The sequence below is a fragment of the Pseudoxanthomonas spadix genome (assembly GCF_003703395.1).
GTDB lineage: Bacteria > Pseudomonadota > Gammaproteobacteria > Xanthomonadales > Xanthomonadaceae > Pseudoxanthomonas_A > Pseudoxanthomonas_A spadix.
Genome location: NZ_RDQN01000011.1, coordinates 46,025 through 64,932, shown reverse-complemented (window position 1 = coordinate 64,932; position 18,908 = coordinate 46,025). Strand labels below are relative to the sequence as shown.

Annotated in this window: 11 protein-coding genes; 6 read left to right on the top strand and 5 right to left on the bottom strand. The window is 67.3% G+C overall.

Annotated features, from left to right (window positions below):
• Positions 1-310: 310 nt before the first annotated feature.
• The 3 genes from sbcB to D9R12_RS14150 all read left to right on the top strand — a co-directional run bounded on the left by sbcB (position 311) and on the right by D9R12_RS14150 (position 3,105).
• Entirely contained in the window at positions 311-1,753 is a 1,443-nt protein-coding gene (gene sbcB, locus D9R12_RS14160; RefSeq protein ID WP_122231366.1) for an exodeoxyribonuclease I, read from the top strand.
• 109 nt (positions 1,754-1,862) lie between these two features.
• Positions 1,863-2,549: a DUF2461 domain-containing protein gene (locus D9R12_RS14155; RefSeq protein ID WP_122231364.1), complete on the top strand. Its 687-nt coding sequence runs from the start codon at positions 1,863-1,865 to the stop codon at positions 2,547-2,549.
• A 16-nt stretch (positions 2,550-2,565) separates the two neighbouring features.
• The gene (locus D9R12_RS14150) at positions 2,566-3,105 is read left to right on the top strand and encodes a DUF2939 domain-containing protein (protein ID WP_122231362.1); all 540 of its coding nucleotides are present in this window, start codon (positions 2,566-2,568) and stop codon (positions 3,103-3,105) included.
• Between the two features lie 59 nt (positions 3,106-3,164).
• On the opposite strand, the gene D9R12_RS14145 is transcribed toward D9R12_RS14150, so the two are convergent.
• The 3 genes from D9R12_RS14145 to D9R12_RS14135 all read right to left on the bottom strand — a co-directional run bounded on the left by D9R12_RS14145 (position 3,165) and on the right by D9R12_RS14135 (position 9,983).
• Entirely contained in the window at positions 3,165-4,115 is a 951-nt protein-coding gene (locus D9R12_RS14145) for a 5'-nucleotidase (protein ID WP_122231360.1), read from the bottom strand.
• 4 nt (positions 4,116-4,119) lie between these two features.
• Entirely contained in the window at positions 4,120-4,887 is a 768-nt protein-coding gene (locus D9R12_RS14140; RefSeq protein ID WP_014160514.1) for an NAD kinase, read from the bottom strand.
• 116 nt (positions 4,888-5,003) lie between these two features.
• The gene (locus D9R12_RS14135) at positions 5,004-9,983 is read right to left on the bottom strand and encodes an NAD-glutamate dehydrogenase (RefSeq protein ID WP_122231382.1); all 4,980 of its coding nucleotides are present in this window, start codon (positions 9,981-9,983) and stop codon (positions 5,004-5,006) included.
• A 405-nt stretch (positions 9,984-10,388) separates the two neighbouring features.
• Between D9R12_RS14135 and D9R12_RS14130 the strand changes: the two genes are divergently transcribed.
• From D9R12_RS14130 to D9R12_RS14120, 3 genes are all read left to right on the top strand, one after another.
• Positions 10,389-11,012, top strand: a complete 624-nt coding sequence (locus tag D9R12_RS14130) for a TetR/AcrR family transcriptional regulator (RefSeq protein WP_014160512.1) — start codon at positions 10,389-10,391, stop codon at positions 11,010-11,012.
• Positions 11,013-11,074: 62 nt separating this feature from the next.
• Positions 11,075-12,355 carry an efflux RND transporter periplasmic adaptor subunit gene (locus D9R12_RS14125; protein WP_014160511.1) on the top strand — a complete coding sequence of 427 codons (1,281 nt, stop codon included), beginning with the start codon at positions 11,075-11,077 and terminating at the stop codon, positions 12,353-12,355.
• 12 nt (positions 12,356-12,367) lie between these two features.
• Positions 12,368-15,562, top strand: a complete 3,195-nt coding sequence (locus tag D9R12_RS14120) for a multidrug efflux RND transporter permease subunit (protein WP_122231358.1) — start codon at positions 12,368-12,370, stop codon at positions 15,560-15,562.
• 75 nt (positions 15,563-15,637) lie between these two features.
• Here D9R12_RS14120 and D9R12_RS14115 read toward each other — a convergent pair whose 3' ends face one another.
• Positions 15,638-17,386, bottom strand: a complete 1,749-nt coding sequence (locus tag D9R12_RS14115) for an endonuclease (RefSeq protein WP_122231356.1) — start codon at positions 17,384-17,386, stop codon at positions 15,638-15,640.
• Between the two features lie 287 nt (positions 17,387-17,673).
• Entirely contained in the window at positions 17,674-18,822 is a 1,149-nt protein-coding gene (locus D9R12_RS14110) for an acyl-CoA dehydrogenase family protein (RefSeq protein WP_122231380.1), read from the bottom strand.
• Between the last annotated feature and the right edge of the window lie 86 nt (positions 18,823-18,908).

Below are 18,908 nucleotides of genomic sequence, written 5' to 3'. Positions count from 1 at the left end.
AGACGCGATACGAAGCCCTGCGCCAACGGGGCAAGTGCGCCAAGGTCGCCATCACCGCCTGCATGCGGGTACTGCTCACCCGCCTCAACGCCATGGCCAGAGACCAAACTGAATGGAGAATGACAGGCGCCTGAGAAGACAGTTGCTCCTACGCGCAAAACTGCGGGAACGGCGATCGTCCTGGGGCGGCGGCCCTATGCGCGCTTCGGGGCGCCGGCGCGACGGGAATTTCCGGCCACGACCATCGACATCCGCCGGGACGGCGCCGGCACCGTTCTACAATGCCTGCACCTTCGCCGACGGCTCCGACATGCCCGCCAGCTTCCTGTTCTACGACCTGGAAACCTTTGGCCAGGACCCGCGCAGGACCCGCATCGCGCAATTCGCCGCCCAGCGCACCGATCAAGCGCTGAACCCGGTCGAAGACCCGGTGAGCTTTTACGTCAAGCCCGCCGACGACCTGCTGCCCTCGCCGGTGGCCACGCTGATCACCGGCATCACTCCGCAGCAGGCGCTCAGCCAGGGCGTGCCCGAATGCGATGCCATGGCCCGCATCTTCGAGGAAATGGCGCGGCCGGAAACCTGCACGCTGGGCTGGAACACGCTGCGCTTCGATGACGAGTTCATCCGCCACGGGCTGTTCCGCAATTTCTTCGATCCCTACGAGCGCGAATGGCGCGGCGGCAACAGCCGCTGGGACCTGCTGGACGTGGCGCGGCTGTTCCATGCGCTGCGGCCGCAGGGCCTGCAGTGGCCCAGGCGCGAGGACGGCACGCCCAGCTTCAGGCTCGAACACCTGGCCCTGGCCAACGATGTCCGCATCGGCGATGCCCACGAGGCCCTGTCCGACGTGCGCGCCACCGTGGGCATCGCCCGCGCGATGCGCAGCGCCCAGCCGCGGCTGTGGGACTACGCGCTGCAGCTGCGCAACAAGCGCTTCGCCGCCAGCCTGCTGGACACCGTGGCGATGACCCCGCTGCTGCATGTGTCCACGCGCTATCCGGCCAGCCGCCTGTGCGCCGCGCCGGTGCTGCCTATCGCCCGCCATCCACGCATCGACAGCCGGATCATCGTGCTGGACCTGGAAGGCGATGCGGCGCAGGCGCTGCTGGACCTGGACCCGCAGGACATCGCCGATCGCCTGTACACCCCGCGCGCCGACCTGCCGCAGGACGTGCGCCGGGTGCCGCTCAAGGAAGTCCACCTCAACCGCTGCCCGGCGCTGGTCCCGTGGAACTACCTGCGCCAAGCCGATTTCGAGCGCCTGGGGATCGATCCGGACCCCGTGCAGGCCCAGGCCGGGCTGCTGCGCGCGCATGGCCCGCTGGTGGCCGAGAAAGTCCGCCAGGTCTTCGCCAGCGAACGGGCGCAGGAACCTTCCGATCCCGATGCCGCGCTCTACGACGGCTTCCTGGCCGAGGGCGACAGGCGCCGCTTGGCCGAGGTGCGCGCAACCCCGCCGCAGCAGCTGGGCAGCCGCGCCTTCGGCTTCAAGGATCCGCGCCTGGAGGTGCTGCTGTTCCGCTATCGCGCGCGCAACTGGCCAGACACCCTGGATGCGATGGAGCGCGGCCGCTGGGACGACCATCGCCGCCAGCGCCTGGCCGCCGGCACCCAGACCTCCGAATACAGCTTGGACAGCTTCTTCGAGGAAATCGCCAGCCTGCGTGCGGCCCATGCCGAAGATGGCGCCCGGCAGGTGTTGCTGGACCAACTGGAGGCCTGGGGGCGCCAGTTGCAAGCGGTGCTGTAGGGCGGGTCTGGACCCGCCAAGGGCCTGCCGCGCCCTCCCGCGCGAGCCCTGGAGACGGACACAAGGCGCTCCAGACCCGTCCTGTCCGGCTCCTGCCTACAATCGCGCCATGGCCCACTACTTTTCCGACGCCAGCTTCAAGTTCCTCAAGGCGCTGGCGCGTCACAACGACAAGGCCTGGTTCAACGCCAACAAGGCCCGGTACGAAGACCACGTGCGCCAGCCATTCCTGCGCCTGCTGACCGACCTGCAGCCGGACCTGGCCGCGGTCAGCGACAAGTTCCGCTCCGATCCCAGGACCGTGGGCGGCTCGCTGTTCCGCATCTACCGGGACGCGCGCTTTTCCAACGACAAGTCGCCGTACAAGTCCTGGCAGGGCGCACGCCTGTACCACGAGCGGCGCAAGCAGGTGCCGGCGCCCTCGTTCTACCTGCACTTGCAGCCGGGCGAGAGCTTCGTCGGTGCCGGCCTGTGGCATCCCGAAGCCGACACCCTGCGCAGGCTGCGGCAGTTCATCTTCGACAACCCCGGCAGCTGGAAAGCCGCGGCGCATGCCCCGGCGTTTCGCAGGAGATTCGATTTCGAGCAAACCGAGCGGCTGAGCCGGCCACCGCGCGGGTTTCCGGCCGATTTCGAATTCATTGATGACCTCAAGCACAAGAACTTCGTGTTCTGGCGCGCGCTGGACGATGCCACCATGACTGGCCCGCGCCTGCGCCAGACCGTTGCTGCCGACCTGGCTGCGCTGGGGCCGTTCGTCGACTACCTGTGCGCCGCGCTGGACCTGGAATTTTGAACAAGAGCCTGCCCCAATGAAGAAGTGGATCGCACTGGTCCTGGTCGTGCTGCTGGCGTTCGGCGGCTTTGTCGTGGCCGGCCCGTACATCGCCATCCACGGCATTCGCAATGCCCTGGCCGAACAGGACACCGGCAAGCTGGCGCGTTACGTCGACTTCCCCACCCTGCGCGTGAACCTGCGTGCGCAGCTGCAGGACCGGATCGTGCGCGCGGCCGGCATGCAGGCGCAGTCGAGTTTCCTCGGTTCCATCGCCCTGTCGCTGGCCGGCGGCGCGGCCGGCGTCGGCGTGGACGCGATGGTCACCCCCACCGGCATCGCCGCGATCCTGCAGGGCCATTCGGTATGGAAGCGCGCCACCGGCGATACCGCCAATGGCGATACCTACGGCCCGCCGCGTCCGGCCGAACCGCTCAGGCAGGTCGAAGGGCATTACCAGTCGCTGTCGCGGTTTACCGCCACCAGCACCGTCTACGACGGCAGTGCACCGATGACGTTCGTGTTCGAGCGTCAGGGCATCGTGTGGAAGCTGACTGATATCCAGCTGCCACGCTGACCGGATAAGGCTGAAAGTCGATGGCATGCGCTGCGATTCCGCTTGCATAGCGCGTTCGCCTACTCGTTCGCCACCCCATGCGGCACATGCCCGGCCGCGGTGTGCGGGTGGGCGCTGTCGATGTTGTGCTGGGAATCGTCGAAGAAGATGTCCGCGCCGAAGGCCGCCAGGAACGGGCCCTTGTGCCGGCCACCCAGGAACAGCGCCTCGTCCAGGCGCACACCCCACTCGCGCAGGGTGCGGATCACCCGCTCGTGCGCGGGCGCCGAACGCGCGGTGACCAGGGCGGTGCGGATCGGTGCGTTCTCGCCCGGCGGAAACGCGGCCTGCAGCTGGTGCAGCGCGGAGAGAAAACCGCGAAACGGGCCGCCGGACAGCAGCTCGCGGGCCTTCTCGCGCTCGTGCCGGCCGAAGGCTTCCACGCCCTGCTCGCGCGAGATGCGCTCGCTCTCATCGCCGAAGATCACCGCATCGCCGTCGAAGGCGATGCGCAGCTGCGTGGACAGGCGCCCGGCGGGCAGCTCGCCGGCGGCGGCGGCCGCTTCCTCGGCGCGCTCGCCGGCCGGCTTGGGCAGGATGGTGGCCGCGGCGATGCCGTGGGCCAGGGCGCTGCGCACCGAATCGGGATTGGCCGAGAGGAACAGGTCGGTACCGAACGGCTTGACGTACGGCCAGGTCGGCTCGCCGGAGGTGAAGGTGGCGCGGACGATGTCCAGCCCGTAGTGCTGGATGGAATTGAAGATGCGCAGGCCGGTGTCGGCCGAATTGCGCGACAGCAGGATCACCTCCACCCGCGGCTGGTCTGCCGGCGCGCCGCTGTTCAAGGCCAGCAGCTTGCGCACCACGGTGAAGGCCACGCCCGGCGCCAGCACATCGTCCTCGTGCGCGCGCTGGTAGGCGGCGTAGGCCTCCAGGCCCTGCGCCTGCCACAGCGCGTGGCTCTCTTCCAGGTCGAACAGGGCCCGCGAGGTGACCGCGACGGTGAGCAGGCATGGCGCCGCGTCGGCCATGGCATCAGACCACGAACTGTTCGCTGAAGATCCGTTCTTCCAGGTTGTGCTCCGGGTCGAACAGCAGCCTGACGGTGCGATCGCACGATTCGCGGATGGTCACCTCGGTGACGTCGCGGAATTCATGCGAGTCGGCGGTGGCGCTGACCGGACGCTTGTGCGCATCCATGACCCGGAAAGTGATCTCGGTGCCGGACTTGAGGATGGCGCCGCGCCAGCGCCGCGGCCGGTATGGCGCGATCGGTGTCAAGGCAAGGGTGTTGCTGCCCAGCGGCAGGATCGGGCCATGCGCGGAGAAGTTGTAGGCCGTGCTGCCGGCGGGCGTGGCCACCAGCACGCCATCGCCGATCATCTCCTCCACCCGGGTCTGGCCGTTGAGGTCGATGCTCATCTGCGCCGCCTGGCGGGTCTGACGCAGCAGCGAGACCTCGTTGTAGGCCAGCGAATGCACCTCGATGCCCGACTCGGTCTGCGCAGTCATCTCCAGCGGACGCAAGGTGGCAGGTTCGGCCGCGGCGATGCGCTCGAGCAGGCCTTCTTCGCGATGGTGGTTCATCATGAAGCCGACCGTGCCCAGCTTCATCCCGAACACCGGCTTGCCCAGCTGTCCGTGGCGATGCAGGGTCTGCAGCATGAAGCCGTCGCCGCCCAGGGCCACCAGGATGTCGGCATCGGCTGGCGGGTGGTGCCCGTAGCGGGCCGAGAGCGTGACCAGCGCCTGCTGCGCTGATTCGGCGGAGCTGGCCAGGAAGGCAAGGCGGGGAGAGGTCATGCCGCGAAGGATAGCGCGGCGTGCGCGGCAAACGGCACCGCTGCCAACCAAAACCGGGCAAGGCGCCGGCGCCCTGCCCCGCCATTCATTGCACCTGTCCCGCCGGGCTGGCCCGGTCAGGTCAGCTGCGACATGCGCTGCACCGCCACCGAGGCGGTCGGATAGTCCAGCGACTTCTGCCCGGCCAGCTCGTCGAGCATGGACAGGGTCAAGCGCAGCGACGGATCGTCGCGCTGCAACCAGCCGGCGACCTTGGCCTCGGCCGTATCACCGGGCAACGCCAGCACCTGCAGGGTCAAGGCGCGCAGGTGCGTCTGCAGCTCGTCGCGCAGCACCCCGCGGGCCACCGCATGCCAGCGGCCGTCGACCTGCAGTGCGTCGATCTGGCTCACCAGCCACGGCAGGTGCAGCGCATCGCCCAGGCGGTAGTAGACCTTGGACACGGCCACCGGCGTGAGCTTGCGCTCGCGCGCCAGTTCGATGATGTCCGCCGAGGGCTCCAGGTACGGCAACGCGGCCAGCTGGCCGGCCAGCGGCTCCGGCACACCCTTGGCGAGCCAGTCGGCCAGCTTGGCCTGGTAAGCCGGGCGCAGTGAATCGGGCAGCACCCCGTCGGCGGCGCGGATGTCGTTGAAGCCGTCGTGGTAGCGCGCCACCGCTGCGGCAATGGCCGGGATCGGGCCGGGACGGTTCAACAGCCAGCGGGTGAAGCTGCGCTGCAGGTTCCAGATCACCTGCAAGGCGTCGATCTGCACCGACTCGGCGACCTTGCCATCCAGCGCGTCGATCCGGGTCCACAGCGCACGCGCGTCCAGTGTTTCGCGGGTGATGGTGAAGGCCTTGGCGACCTCGCCGATGCCACGGCCGGTGTCTTCCTGCATGCGCATCAGGAAGGTCGCACCCATGCGGTTGATCGTGGAATTGGTCACCGCCGTGGTGATGATCTCGCGCTTGAGCGGATGCTTTTCCATCTGCGCGGCGTATTTTTCCTGCAGCGGCTGCGGGAAGTAGCGCTGCAGCTCCTTGGACAGGTACGGGTCTTCGGGGATGTCGGTTTCCAGCAGTTCGGCAAAGGCCACCAGCTTGGCATAGGACAGCAGCACCGCCAGCTCCGGACGGGTCAGTCCCAGGCCGCGTGCCTTGCGCTCGGCGAACTCGGCATCGGAGGGCAGGTATTCGATCTGCCGATCCAGCTGGCCGCGCGCTTGGAGCACCTGCACGAAGTGCTGCTTGGAACCCAGGCGCGTCACGCTCATGCGCTCCATCAGGCTCAGTGCCTGGTTCTGGCGGTAGTTGTCGTTGAGCACCAGCTGGCCGACTTCGTCGGTCATGCTGGCCAGCAGCGTGTTGCGGGCCTGTTCGGCCAGCTTCTTCTGCCGGACCAGGCCATCGAGCAGAATCTTGATGTTGACCTCGTGGTCGGAGGTGTCCACGCCGGCGGAGTTGTCGATGAAGTCGGTGTTGAGCAGCACCCCGCCCAGCGCGGCCTCGATGCGGCCCAGCTGGGTCAGGCCCAGGTTGCCGCCCTCGCCCACCACCTTGCAGTGCAGGTCGCGGCCGTTGATGCGCAGCGCGTTGTTGGCGCGGTCGCCGACATCGGCTTGGCTCTCGGTGGAGGCCTTGACGTAGGTGCCGATGCCGCCGTTCCACAGCAGGTCCACCGGGGCCTTGAGGATGGCGCTGATCAGTGCGTTGGGCGGCAGCGAAGTGACCTCCTGGTCCAGGCCCAGCGCTGCACGCACCTGTGGAGTGATGGTGATGGCCTTGAGCGTGCGCGGATAGATGCCACCGCCGGCCGAGATCAGGCTGGGGTCGTAATCGGCCCAGCTCGATCGCGGCAGCTTGAACAGCCGTTCGCGCTCGGCAAAGGACTTGGCCGGATCCGGGCTTGGGTCCAGGAAGATGTGGCGGTGGTCAAACGCCGCCACCAGCTGGATGTGTTCGGACAGCAGCATGCCGTTGCCGAACACATCGCCGGACATGTCGCCCACCCCGACCACGGTGAACTCCTGCGACTGCGTATCACGCCTCAGCGCACGAAAGTGGCGCTTGACCGATTCCCAGGCGCCCTTGGCGGTGATGCCCATGCCCTTGTGGTCGTAACCGACCGAGCCGCCGGAGGCGAAGGCATCGCCCAGCCAGAAGCCGTGCTCGATGGCCAGGGCATTGGCGATGTCGGAGAAGCTGGCCGTGCCCTTGTCGGCGGCCACCACCAGGTACGGATCGTCCTGGTCGTGGCGTACCACGTCCCTGGGCGGGACGATCTTGCCGTCGACGATGTTGTCGGTGATGTCCAGCAGCGCCTGGATGAACATCCTGTAGCAGGCGATGCCTTCGGCCATCAGCGCATCGCGGCTTTCAGCGGGCGTGGCGGCGCCGGCCGGCGGCTGCTTCACATAGAAGCCGCCCTTGGCGCCGACCGGCACGATCACCGTGTTCTTGACCATCTGCGCCTTGGCCAGGCCCAGCACCTCGGTGCGGAAATCCTCGCGACGGTCCGACCAGCGCAGGCCGCCGCGGGCCACCGCACCAAAGCGCAGGTGCACCCCTTCCACGCGCGGGCCATACACGAAGATCTCCCGATACGGACGCGGCTTGGGCAGATCGGGCACCTTGGCCGAATCGAACTTGAAGCTGATCGTGTGCGCCGGCGCGCCATTGGCACCGCTCTGGTAATAGCTGGTGCGCACGGTGGCTTCGATGCAGCCCATGAGGCTGCGCAGGATGCGGTCGTCATCCAGGCTGGACACGCCATCGAGCAGCTTCACCAGGGTGGCGTGCACCGCATCGCACTGGGTCTGGCGCGGCTGGGCGGCCGCATCGACCAGCCGCTGCAGGGTCTTGGTCGTGTCCTGGTCGGCGTCGCCGGCCAACGCCTGCAGCCGGCTGACCAGCGCTTCGGCGCGGGCGCTGTTGCGGGCCCTGGCCGGCAGCTCCAGCGCCGGATCGAAGCGTGCCTGGAACATCTGCACCAGCAGCGCGGCCAGCAGTGGATAGCGGCTGAGCGTGTCTTCCACCGAACCCTGCGAGAACGGCACCCCGGTCTGCAGCAGGTACTTGGTGTAACCGCGCAGCACCGCGACCTGGCGCCAGTTGAGTCCGGCGCGCAGCACCAGGCGGTTGAAGCGGTCGTTCTCGGCATCGCCGCGCCAGACCCGGGCAAAGGCTTCATCGAAATCCGCCGCGCGCGCGGCCACATCGATCGGGCCCAGCGCCGGTTCGACCTCGAATTCCTGGATGTAGAAGACCGCGCCTTCCACCTCCAACCGGAATGGATGCTCGGAGATCACGCGCAGGCCCATGTTTTCCATCAGCGGCAGCGCATCGGACAGCGCGATGTCCTGGTCCCGGCGATAGAGATTGAGCCGCAGCGCGCCTTCGCCGGCACGGTGGTGGATGGAGCGGTACAGGCTCAGGCGCAGGTCCGATGGCCCTTCCAGCGCGGCCAGGCGCTCGACATCGTCGGCGGCCAGCTGCACCGAGACGTTCTCGATGTAGTTCTGCGGCAGGGCCCGGCCGAAGCGGGACGCCAGGGCGAGTCCGCGTGCTTCTCCGTGACGCTGGATCAGCACCTCGCGCAGATCGTCCTGCCAGTTGCGCAGCAGATGCGCCAGGCGGGCTTCAAGCTCGGCCGCATCGACGCTGACCTCCTCGCCGGGATGCGGGCGCACCGTCAGGTGCAGCTGCGCCAGCGGCGACTCGCCCAGCTGCACCGTGGTGTCCACTGCCTCGCCATGCAGCGCCTGCTTCATCAGCGACTCGATGCGCAGGCGCAGCTCGGTGTTGAAGCGGTCGCGCGGGATATAGATCAGCGCCGACCAGAACCGGCCATAGCGGTCACGGCGCAGGAACAGCTTGCTGCGCACGCGCTCCTGCAGGCCCAGCACGCCCATCGCGGTGCGCGCCAGTTCATCCTGACTGGACTGGAACAGTTCCTCGCGCGGCAGCGTCTCCAGGATGTGGCGCAGGGCCTTGCCGCTGTGGCTGTTGCGCGACAGGCCGGACTGGCGCATGACATGCTCGTAGCGCTCGCGCACCAGCGGGATTTCCCACGGGCGCCGGTTGTACGCGCTGGAGGTGAACAGGCCGAGGAAGCGCTGCTCGCCGCTGATGCGGCCATGGGCGTCGAAGGACAGCACCCCGATGTAGTCCATGTAGCCCTTGCGGTGCGCGCTGGCGCGCGCGTTGGTCTTGGTCAGGATCATCGCCTCGGCCTCGCCCGCTTCGTTGAGCAGGTTGGCCGCCAGCGAACGCACCGGGCGCGGCTTGCCGGGGGCGCGGTTGCGCAGCATCCCCAGGCCGGTGTCCTCCTGCGCCACCAGCACCTCTTCTCCGCCCTGCTTGGTGACCCGGTATTGGCGATAGCCGAAGAAGGTGAAGTGGTCGGTCGCGGCCCAGCGCAGGAATTCCCGGGTCTCGCGGCGCATGAGGTCGGAAACCGGCATCGGCCGGGTGGCCAGGTCTTCGGAGACGGCCAGCATCTTCTCGCGCATCGCGCCCCAGTCGTCCACGATCTGGCGTACTTCATCCAGCACCTGGCCGATCCGGGCCTCGATGCGCGCCATGGCCTGCGCCGGCTGTCGGTCGATCTCCAGCAGCATCAGCGACTCGGCCTTGCCCTCCCCCACCGCAGTGACCTTGCCGGCCTTGTCGCGTTCGAAACGCACCACCGGGTGGCCCAGCACGTGCACGCCCACCCCCATCGCCGCCAGCGCCATGCTGACCGAATCGACCAGGAACGGCATGTCGTCGTTGACGATCTGCAGCACCGAGTGCGGCGCTTCCCAGCCGTTGTCCTTGTGGGTGGCATTGAACACGCGCACCTTGGCCGTACCGGGCTTGCGCACCCGGGCGAACTCCAGCATGTCGGCCGCCATGGCCGCCCAGGCCTCGGGACTGTGGTGCGGGTATTCGTCCTGCTCCATGCGCCGGTAGAAGGCCTCGATGAACACCCGCACCTGCTCGCGCCTGGCCGCGGGAACCCGCGCCTTGAGCGCGTCCTGGATCGGCTGCAGCGAGAATGCCGCCGCTGCACCGACCCTGGACGCAGCGCTGGCGATGGCCTGCCCGACGCCGGTAACGGCAGCGCTGGCCACCTCTCCCGCGGGACCTTTCCTGTCCGTCGCGGCCGGCTTGCCGGCCCTGGTGGTGGAAGCGGATTTGTCGCCAAGCCTGCTGTTGCCAGGGGTGCTCATACAGTCGCGGTCACACGGTTGAAAATAATTGACCATTGTATGCCTGCAGCCGATGACGGCCTTGCTGCGCGGCATCACCGGACAGCGGGTACATGCCGCCGGCGCAACTGGAGACGGCGTCGGCGCGCGCCTGGCCGGGAGGTGCCGAGAAGGCAAGGACGCCGGCGGGATCGTGGTCGCTGACGGGGGTCGCTGACCAACACGTCATGCCTTTATCACACGCCTTTTACACACGCCCACGAAGCGTGTGCGCACGCGATTTCCACGCTGTTAAAATTCTAAACTGGACGGTATAGTCCAGCCGCGATGGCCTGTCCCGACCACAATTCCAGCACCGCAGAGCGCCGCCAGCGAGTGCTGGACGCCGCGCGTGCGCTGATGGCCGAACAGGGATTCCGGGTGAGCATGGAGGCGGTGGCCCACCGCGCGGGCTGTTCCAAGCAGACCCTGTATGCGCAGTTCGGCAGCAAGCATGCGCTGCTGCACGATCTGATGCAGGAACACCTGGACATCACCACCTCGCGCCTGGAGGCCTTCAACGGCCAGGCGCGCGAGCCACTGCTGGCATTCGCGATCGAACATCTCGAGCGTCTCTCCGCACCGGACGTGGCGGCCAGCTGCAGGTTGTTCAGCGCCGAATCGCCGCAGTTCCCAGAAGAGGCGCGCGCGATCTGGCGCGATGGCGGCCAGGCGCTGCTGGCACGGCTGGCGTCCTGGTTGTCCCTGGCCATGGAAGCCGGGTGTCTCAGGCATGACCAACCGCACGTGGCAGCCGAAATGCTGCTGAGCATGCTGGTCGGCCTGGAACTGGAACGGCAGCGCTTTTCTGTCGCCCAGCGCACGCCACAGGCACGACGGGCCTGGGCCGAACTGGCGGTGGACGCCTTCCTGCGCGCCTACGCGCCGGCTTCGCCGGCGGTCCAATGCTGATCCAACTCGATTCTGCCCGTCTCTTTTCCTTCACCACCCACGTTCTCCGGAGCCCCCTCCCCATGACCCCCTCGACCCGCTCGCTCCTGCTCGGCTCCGCCATCGTGCTGGCCATGGCCGCCTGCAAGAAGGAAGAACAGCAGGCGCCGCCGCCGCCGGAGGTGGGCGTGATCAACGTCCAGCCCACCAGCACCCCGCTGACCCGCGAGCTCAGTGGCCGCCTGGCGCCGGTGCGCCGCGCCGACGTGCGCGCCCGCGTCCCCGGCGTGCTGCTCGAGCGCGTCTACGAGGAAGGCACCGACGTCAAGGAGGGCCAGGTGCTGTTCAAGATCGATCCGGCGCCATTGCAGGCCGATCTCAGTTCGGCCCAGGGCCAGCTGGCCTCGGCCCAGGCCAGCTATACCAACGCCCATGTCGCAGCCGAACGCGCGCGCCGGCTGGCGCCGCAGCAGTACGTGTCGCAGTCGGACCTGGACAATGCCGAGGCCACCGAACGCAGCGCCCGGGCTGCGCTGCAACAGGCCCGCGCGGCGGTCACCAATGCACAGATCCGGCTCGGCTATGCCAACGTGGAGGCGCCGATCTCCGGCCGCGCCGGCAAGCAGCAGGTCACCGAAGGCGCGTTGGTGGGTGCCGGCGATGTGACCCTGCTGACCACGGTGGACCAGATCGACCCGCTGTACGTCAACTTCACCATGAGCTCGTCGGAATTGCAGTCGCTGCGCCAGGCCCAGGGCCAGGGCAACGTCAGTCTGTCCGACACCGAGGACACCACGCTCAAGGTACTGCTCAGCAACGGCCAGACCTATGACCAGCCGGGCACGCTGGACTTCTCCGACGTGGTGGTTGACCCGGCCACCGGCGCGGTGTCGCTGCGCGCCACCCTGCCCAACCCGCAGCGCGCGCTGCTGCCGGGCAGCTTCGTCACGGTCATGGTGAACATGGGCACGCGCAGCAACGTGTTCCTGGTGCCGCAGGCGGCCATCCAGCGCGACACCCAGGGCGCCTACGCCATGGTGGTGGGCCAGGACGGCAAGGTCGCGCGCAAGGACGTGCAGATCGAAGACAACGCCATCGACAACCACTGGATCGTCACCGACGGCCTGAAGGCCGGCGACCAGGTCATCGCACTGGGCCTGCAGCAGGCCAGGGAGGGCGGCCAGGTCAAGCCCATCCCTTACGAGCAGGCCAAGGCCCAGGCCGCCCAGGCCCAGCAACAACAGGGTGGTGCCGGTGGGCAGCCGCCTGCCGCTGCCGACGCGGCCCAGGGCGACAAGCCCGCCCCGGCCCCCGACGCCAAGGGCGACGACGCCCAGCAACCGGCCTCGGGCCAGGCCCAGTAAGGAACATCCTCCATGCCCAAGTTCTTCATCAACCACCCGGTCTTTTCCTGGGTTGTGGCGATCCTGATCTCGCTCGCCGGCGTGATCTCGATCCTCAACCTGGGCATCGAGTCCTATCCCAATGTCGCCCCGCCGCAGATCACGGTGAGCGCCACCTATCCCGGCGCCAGTGCCGACACGGCCGAGCGCTCGGTCACCCAGGTGATCGAGCAGCAGCTGACCGGCATCGACAACCTGCTGTACTTCAGCTCCACGTCCAACTCGTCCGGCCGCAGCGAGATCACCCTGACCTTCGAGACCGGTACCGACCCGGACATCGCCCAGGTGCAGGTCCAGAACAAGGTCTCGCTGGCGCAGCCGCGCCTGCCGGCTGAAGTGGTCGACCAGGGCGTGGTGGTGGCCAAGGCCAATGCCGGCTTCCTGATGGTGGTCGGGGTGCGCTCGGACAATCCGTCGATCGACCGCAACCACCTCAACGACATCATCGCTTCGCGCGTGCTGGATCAGATCTCGCGCGTGCCGGGTGTGGGCAGTACCCGCCACTTCGGCTCCGAATACGCCATGAACCTCTGGCTGGACCCGGGCAAGCTGCAGGGCTACAACATGTCGGCCAGCCAGGCGCTGGCGGCGGTCCGGGAACAGAACGTGCAGTTCGCCGCCGGTTCGCTGGGCTCGGACCCGGCGCCGCAGGGACAGGCGTTCCAGGCCACCGTGGTGGCCGAGGGCCGCTTCACCCAGCCTGAGCAGTTCGAGGAGATCATCCTGCGTGCCGACCCCGACGGCGCCACCGTGCGCCTGAAGGACGTGGCCCGGGTGAGCTTCGGCGCGCAGAACTACGGCTTCGACACCAAGTACGACGGCAAGCCGATGGGCGCCTTCGCGATCCAGTTGCTGCCGGGCGCCAACGCGCTGTCGGTGGCCGATGCGGTGACCGCGAAGATGGATGACCTGGCCGCCAGCTTCCCGGCCGGGGTGTCCTGGTTCAAGCCCTACGAGACCACCACCTTCGTCACGATTTCGATCGAGGAAGTGGTCAGCACGCTGATCGAGGCCATCATCCTGGTGTTCCTGGTGATGCTGATCTTCCTGCAGAACTTCCGCGCGACGATCATCCCGACCCTGGTCATTCCGGTGGCGCTGCTGGGCACCTTCGCCGGCCTGTACGCGATCGGCTTCACCATCAACCAGCTGACCATGTTCGCGCTGGTGCTGGCGATCGGCATCGTGGTGGACGATGCGATCGTGGTGATCGAGAACGTCGAGCGCATCATGGCCGAGGAGAAACTCCCGCCGCGGGAGGCCACGATCAAGGCGATGGAACAGATCACCGGCGCGGTGATCGCCATCACCGTGGTGCTGGCGGCGGTGTTCGTTCCCTCTGCGCTGCAGGGCGGCGCCTCGGGCGAGATCTACAAGCAGTTCGCCCTGACCATCGCCATCTCCATGGGCTTCTCGGCGTTCCTGGCGCTGGGCTTCACCCCGTCTCTGTGCGCGAGTTTCCTCAAGCAGCACGCCCACGACAGCCACGAGCAAAAGAAGAACATCGTCTTCCGCACGTTCGAGAAGTACTACGGCAAGCTGGAGAAGAGCTACGTGGGCATGGTCGGCCGCCAGGTCCGGCATGCGCCGCGCTGGATGATGGTGTTCGCCGTGCTGGTGGTCCTGACCGGCTTCCTGTTCACCCGCCTGCCGACCAGCTTCATCCCGGAGGAAGACCAGGGCTATGCCCTGGCGATCGTGCAGGCCCCGCCGGGCACGCCGATGCAGAAGACCAACGAGGTCTTCGACCAGATCCGCACGATCCTCAACAAGATCGATGGCTTCCAGGGCGTGCTGCAGATCACCGGTTTCAGCTTCCTGGGCCAGGGCGAGAATGTCGGCATGGCCTTCATCAAGCTCAAGCCGTGGGAAGAGCGGGAGGGCGACATCAACGCCTTCCTCGGCCAGGCCAACGGCGCGCTGCAGCAGGTCAAGGGCGCACGGATCTTCGTGCTCAACCTGCCCACCATCCAGGGCCTGGGCCAGTTCGGCGGCTTTGACATGTGGCTGCAGGACCGGACCGGTGCCGGCGCCGATGCCCTCATGGCCGCGCGCAACCAGCTGCTGGGGATCGCCTCGCAGGACAAGACCCTGATGCAGGTGCGCCCCAATACCCTGGAAAACTCTCCGCAGCTGCAGCTGAAGGTCGACCGGGTGCAGGCGCAGTCGATGGGCCTGTCGGTCAGCGACATCTACAGTTCGATCCAGCTGATGCTGGCGCCGGTGTACGTCAATGACTTCTTCTACGGCGGCCGCATCAAGCGCGTGAACATGCGCGCCGACGCGCCGTTCCGCGCCGGCCCGGAAGCCCTGGAACAGTTCTACACGCCCAGCACCACCGAGACCGACGCCAACGGCAACCCCGCGATGATCCCGCTGAGCAACGTGGTCGCCACCAGCTGGGCTTCGCTGCCACCGGCGCTGTCCCGCTACAACGGCTATTCGGCGGTGAACATCAACGGCGCCCCTGTTCCCGGAAGCTCCTCGGGCCAGGCCATGAACACCATGGAAAATATCGTCAGCGACCAGCTGCCGGATGGCTTCGGCTACGACTGGGCCGGCATGAGCTACCAGGAAATCCTGGCCGGCAACAGCCAGCTGCTGCTGCTGGTGCTGTCCCTGGTGGTGGTGTTCCTGTGCCTGGCTGCGCTGTACGAGAGCTGGTCGATCCCGGTGTCGGTGCTGCTGGTGGTGCCACTGGGTGGACTGGGCGCGGTGGTGTTCGCCATGCTGCGCGGCCTGTCCAACGACATCTTCTTCCAGATCGGCCTGATCACGGTGATCGGCCTGGCGGCCAAGAACGCGATCCTGATCGTCGAGTTCGCGGTCATGGAACGCAGCCAGGGCAAGACCCTGCACGATGCGATCGTCAACGCCTCGCATCTGCGGTTGCGCCCGATCCTGATGACCTCCTTTGCCTTCATCATGGGCGTGGTGCCGATGGCCCTCTCCACCGGTGCCGGCGCCAACGCGCGCCACGCCATCTCCACCGGCGTGATCGGCGGCATGTTGTTCGCCACCCTCCTGGGCCTGCTGCTGATCCCGATCTTCTTCATCGTGGTCCGCCGGCTGCTGGGCGACAAGATGGACGAACCGTCGCGCGAATACCTGGAAAGCCACAAGGACCAGGACGGCCAAGGCACGCCACAGGCACAGGGCGGGCACTGAGTCAGCGGCCAACCGCAAAGAAAGCCCCGGCAATGCCGGGGCTTTTTCTTGTCGCTGTTACCGAGGTAAACCCGATCAGTTGGCCAGCTGGCAGGTCGTCGGTTTGGCCGAGGTGAACAAGGCCTGGGTGGCCCATTCGGGATGATCGACGAAGGGATTGCGGTTGCCCTGGAAGCTGTAAATCACCTCATTGCGGGCGCGTTCGGCCTGGTCAGGCGGATCGGCCGCGCTCCAGGCCAGCAGCGTGGACAGCAGGCCCATGTACGCCGGCGATGCGGAGGTGATCACGATCCTGCTGCGGTCGTCGGTCAACTCCAGGTCCGGCTCGCCCTGCCCGGTGTTGGGATCGTCATCGCCCTCGTAGCGGATGGCCATGTACATCACCGCGCGCGCCACGTCACCCTTGCGCGCGCTCCACACCTGGAACGAACCCTGGTTGCCGTCGGGTGACTGCACCCAGTTGGAATTGCCCGGATAGGTGCCGCTGCCGCCACCGCTGCCGTTGTTGGCCTCGGTCGTCCGTTCGCCGCAGCTGCTGGCGCAGTCGGCGTAGGGCTTGTTGCCACGATCGGCGTTGTAGGTCGTGTCGGTGAGGAACAGCATGTGGGTATCGGTGTAGGGCGCATACGGAAGGCCCATGTCGCCGGTGGTGGTGCCGAAGCCCAGTGAATTGGGCCAGGTGTGCTCGCGGTTGTAGGTGCTGCCCGATCCGGTGCCGGCGCGGTCGCTGACCTTGGTGTAGCTGTGGTTCTTGTAGATGTCCAGGATCTTGCCGCTGTTGGACGGATCCTCGTCGGCGATCTCCAGGATCGACCACACGCTGGTGCCACTGCCGCTGTAGGGATAGGCGGTGTGGCCCTTGATGGTCTCGTGCAGCGAGCAGCGCAGCTGGCTGGAGCTGCCGGTGTTGACCTTGCTGTAGTAGTCGCCGGTCCCGCCGCCGGCCGCGCCCACGCTGAATCCCACCACGGTATCGGCGGCCGGATGGGCGCCACCGGCATCGCTGACCTTTGCAGCGGCCACGGTGAAGCTGCAGCTTTCGCCGGCAACCAGTGCGGTATCGGTGGACGCGGCAAAGCCGGTGCCGCTGCTGGCGTAGCTCAGTGGCACGCTGCCACTGCTGGCGCAGGTCAGCGTCAAGGCACCGCTGGCCAGCGTCACCGGCTCGCTGAAGGTCACTTCCAGATCGCCCGCGGCCGGGAAGCCGGTGGCGCCATTGGTTGGCGTGGTCGACACCACGCTCGGCGCGGTGTTGCCACCGCCACCACTGCCACTGAAGGTCTGTCCGGCGTTGCACGCCCCGAAGGTCTGGGTCGCCGAAGCCTTCCAGCTGAAGTCGCTGGCGGCCGCGCCGCTGCCGCCCAGCTGCAGCGAGGTGCCGACCGGCGTACTGCTGGTTTCGCTCACCGGCAGATTGGTGCTGGTGCGGCCGGCGGCCGGGCCGTTGCTCGCCGTGATCTGGCCTTCGTAGCTGATGAACTGGACCAGCTGGCCTGCGGCATTGGCCAGCGCCACGCCATCGGCACTGCCATTCTGCAGGCCATCGCGCGGATAGGTGACCGAGGCGATGGTGGCGCTGCCGCCGCAGCTGACCGCGTTGCCGGCGCCCAGCGTGCGGGTGCCGTAGGTGCTGCTGCCGTTGTAGAGCACCAGCTGGTAGCCGGCCAGACTTTCGCCGGCCGTGGCGACCACTTCGATCGCCTCGCCGGCATCGGTGCCGGCATTGTCGTAATGCAGTTCGTTGATGAAGACCGCCGCCTGCGCCTGCGTACAGCAGGCAAGGCCCAGGCCGAGGAACAGCGACAACCTTGTGCGTGAGGCCATGACAACTCCTTGTGCTTTCGGGGGGATCGGCGATTCTGGATGTCACCACCGACACAAAACCCTCGAATGCAGCACGGAATGAGCGCGCCAATCACGCAGACGGCGCCGCGCGGCGCCGCCCGCACAGATGCGTGACATGGGTATTTCAGCGCAGGGCGGATTTTCCGGGTGCGATCACCGGGCTGGATGTCCGAGTCGCCTTGCCAAGATCGCCCTCGTCCTGGCATCGCGTTGAACGCACCGGGCCAACCTCGCCGCCGGCGAGCAGGCCGGTGCCTGGCGCTCGCTCAGCGCAGGCCGGTCTCGCCGCGCGCGATCACCAGGCGCTGGATTTCGCTGGTGCCCTCGTAGATCTCGGTGATCTTGGCGTCGCGGAAGTACCGCTCCAGCGGCATTTCCTTGGAATAGCCCATGCCGCCGTGGATCTGCACGGCCTGGTGGGTGATCCACATCGCCGCCTCGGAGGCGGTGAGCTTGGCGATGGACGCCTCGGTGCTGAACTTGCTGCCCTGCCCCTTCAGCCATGCCGCGCGCAGGGTCAGCATGAGCGAGGCATCCAGCTTGCACTTCATGTCGGCGATCTTGGCCTGGGTCATCTGGAAGCTGCCGATCGGCGCGCCGAAGGCCTTGCGCTCCTTGACGTACTCGATGGTCCTTTCGTAGGCGGCGCGGGCGATGCCGATGGCCTGGGAGGCAATGCCGATGCGCCCGGCGTCCAGCACACCCATGGCGATCTTGAAACCTTCGCCTTCGGCGCCGATCACCTCGGCCGGTTGGGCCACATAGTCGGCAAACTCGATTTCGCAGGTAGCCGAGGCGCGGATGCCCAGCTTGGGCTCGGTCTTGCCACGGTGAAAGCCGTCGCGATCGGTGTCGATGACAAAGGCGGTGACGCCCCTGGCGCGCTTGTCCGGCGCGGTCATCGCGAACAGCACGATGTACTTGGCCACAGGTCCAGAGGTGATCCAACTCTTCTTGCCGTTGATGACGAAGCTGCCGTCGGCCTGCCTGACCGCGCGGCAGCGCATGGCCGTGGCATCGGACCCGGACTGCGGTTCGGTCAGGGCGAAGGCGCCGATCTGGCTGCCATCGGCGATGGCGCGCACGTAGCGCTGCTTCTGCTCCTCGGTGGCGAACTTGAGCAGGCCGGTGCAGTACAACGAGTTGTTGACCGACATGATGGTCGAATGCGCGGCGTCGCCGGCGGCGACCTCGATCATCGCCAGCACGTAGCTGATCGGGTCCATGCCGGCGCCGCCGTATTGCTCGGGCACCTCGATGCCCATCAGGCCGTTCTGGCCCAGCAGCTGGATGTTTTCCAGCGGGAATTCGCCGGTCCTGTCGAAATGCTCGGCGCTGGGCGCGATCCTTTCCTGGGCGATCCGGCGGGCCACGTCCTGGATCATCAGCTGCTCTTCGGTGTATCCGAAATCCACGGTCTTGCCCTTGCAGAAGCTGCGGTGACGCCAATTGTAGCGCCCATGCGGTGAGGTATGGAATTGACCGCAAGCGGCTTCGACGG

Coding starts and splice junctions, on each gene's coding strand:
- sbcB (WP_122231366.1), top strand. CDS start 311: ATGCCCGCCAGCTTCCTGTTCTACGACCTGGAAACCTTTGGCCAGGAC.
- D9R12_RS14155 (WP_122231364.1), top strand. CDS start 1,863: ATGGCCCACTACTTTTCCGACGCCAGCTTCAAGTTCCTCAAGGCGCTG.
- D9R12_RS14150 (WP_122231362.1), top strand. CDS start 2,566: ATGAAGAAGTGGATCGCACTGGTCCTGGTCGTGCTGCTGGCGTTCGGC.
- D9R12_RS14145 (WP_122231360.1), bottom strand. CDS start 4,115: ATGGCCGACGCGGCGCCATGCCTGCTCACCGTCGCGGTCACCTCGCGG.
- D9R12_RS14140 (WP_014160514.1), bottom strand. CDS start 4,887: ATGACCTCTCCCCGCCTTGCCTTCCTGGCCAGCTCCGCCGAATCAGCG.
- D9R12_RS14130 (WP_014160512.1), top strand. CDS start 10,389: ATGGCCTGTCCCGACCACAATTCCAGCACCGCAGAGCGCCGCCAGCGA.
- D9R12_RS14125 (WP_014160511.1), top strand. CDS start 11,075: ATGACCCCCTCGACCCGCTCGCTCCTGCTCGGCTCCGCCATCGTGCTG.
- D9R12_RS14120 (WP_122231358.1), top strand. CDS start 12,368: ATGCCCAAGTTCTTCATCAACCACCCGGTCTTTTCCTGGGTTGTGGCG.
- D9R12_RS14115 (WP_122231356.1), bottom strand. CDS start 17,386: ATGGCCTCACGCACAAGGTTGTCGCTGTTCCTCGGCCTGGGCCTTGCC.